This is a genomic window from Streptomyces himastatinicus ATCC 53653, from assembly GCF_000158915.1.
In the GTDB taxonomy this organism is placed as follows: domain Bacteria; phylum Actinomycetota; class Actinomycetes; order Streptomycetales; family Streptomycetaceae; genus Streptomyces; species Streptomyces himastatinicus.
This window is the reverse complement of record NZ_GG657754.1, coordinates 961,904-963,493: the sequence shown is the minus strand read 5'-3', so window position 1 is coordinate 963,493 and position 1,590 is coordinate 961,904. Positions and strand designations below refer to the sequence as shown.

Here is a 1,590-nt window from a genome sequence, read left to right as displayed (position 1 = left end):
GGTGCCGCCGCGCAGTTCGGCCGTGCTGGTCTCCAGCGCCGAGGCCAGCCGCAGCAGGACTCCGGCGCCCGGATCGGCGGGGTACTCCTCGACGTAGCGCACATAGCCCGGCGGAGGTGCCCGCCCGCGCGGCCAGATCCGCCCGGGAGAGGCCGAGCTGTTCGCGCCGCAGCGCCACCCGCCGGCCGAGGTCGCCTCCGCCGCCGATGGGCCGGGAGCCTGCCTGAGCCGTCCTCGATGCTTCGGACATCGCCGTTCACTTCCCTCGGGTGACCAGGGGCGGGTGGTGCCCGCCGATCGCGACCTTGAGCGCGCCGGTGTCGGCGGACCGCGCGAACACGTCGTACGCCTCCTCCATCTGGTCGAGTTCGAACAGGTGGGTGATCAGCGAGGACGCGGGCAGCCGTCCGGCGGCCAGCATGGACAGCAGCGTGGGCGTGGAATACGTGTCGACCAGACCGGTGGTGATCGTGATGTTCTTCTTCCACAGCTCTTCGAGGTGCAGCGTCGCGGGCCTGGCGTGTACGCCGACGTTGGCGATCCGTCCACCCGGTCGCACCATGCGGGTGCAGATCTCGAAGCTCCGCGGCGTCCCCACGGCCTCGATCACCACATCGGCGCCCAGCCCCTCGGTGAGGTCGTCGATCAGCCGCTCGGGCTCCTCGGCGGCGTCCGCCACCGCGTCGGCGCCGATCTGCTTGGCCGCGTCGAGCCGGGACGGGGTGAGGTCGACGGCGATGATCCGGCCGGGGGAGAAGTACTCGGCGGTGGCGATCGCGGCCAGCCCGACCGGGCCCGCGCCGACCACCGCCACCGTGTCGCCGGGCGACACCCGGCCGTTGAGCACGCCCACCTCGTACGCGGTGGGGAAGACGTCCGCCAGCAGCACCGCGTACTGCGCGTCCGCCGCGGCGGGCAGTGGATGCGTCGACAGATCGGCGAACGGCACCCGGACGTACTCGGCCTGCGTGCCGTGCACCGAACGCCCCAGGATCCAGCCCCCGCCGCCCCGGCACTGCCCGTACGCCCGCTCCCGGCAGAACCGGCAGTGGCCGCACGCCGAGATGCACGACACCAGCACCCGGTCCCCGGGCCGTACGCCGCGCACCTCGTCGCCGGTCTCGACCACCTCGCCGACGGCCTCGTGGCCGAGGACCGTCCCGGCCCGGACGTCCGGCACCTCGCCCTTGAGGATGTGCAGATCGGTGCCGCAGATGGTGACCGTGTCGACGCGGACGATGGCGTCGGTGGCGTCCTCGATGCCGGGGTCGGGCACGTCCTGCCAGGAGAACAGCCCGGGCCCCTGGAAGACGAGTGCTTTCATGGCCGCTTCCTCTCGTGCGGGGCGTGCGGGGCGTGCCGCCGCGTACGGGGCGGGCGGCGCCGGGGGCCGCCCGCTTCTCGTGGGCCCGGATTGCGCGGTGCGCGGCGCTCGGTACGTGGCGCTTGACCGGTCCGCTTCTCCGCGTCGTGTCGAATGCCCCCGGTGCCGCTTCCAGGCGACCACGACGGGGGTACCCCCCGCCTAGGGCCAACCGGCCCCCGCCCAGGTCATCCGGCGCCAACCGCGGCGCCGACGCCCGGACTGCG

Annotated in this window: 1 protein-coding gene; it reads right to left on the bottom strand. The window is 73.9% G+C overall.

Annotated features, from left to right (window positions below; translation table 11 throughout):
- Window positions 1-256: 256 nt before the first annotated feature.
- Window positions 257-1,324 (bottom strand): alcohol dehydrogenase catalytic domain-containing protein, encoded by a 1,068-nt coding sequence (locus tag SSOG_RS03425; RefSeq protein WP_009712810.1) that lies wholly within the window; start codon window positions 1,322-1,324, stop codon window positions 257-259.
- Between the last annotated feature and the right edge of the window lie 266 nt (window positions 1,325-1,590).

What these genes read in the sequence shown, in the direction of transcription:
- SSOG_RS03425 (WP_009712810.1), bottom strand. Translation starts at nt 1,324, where the DNA reads ATGAAAGCACTCGTCTTCCAGGGGCCCGGGCTGTTCTCCTGGCAGGAC.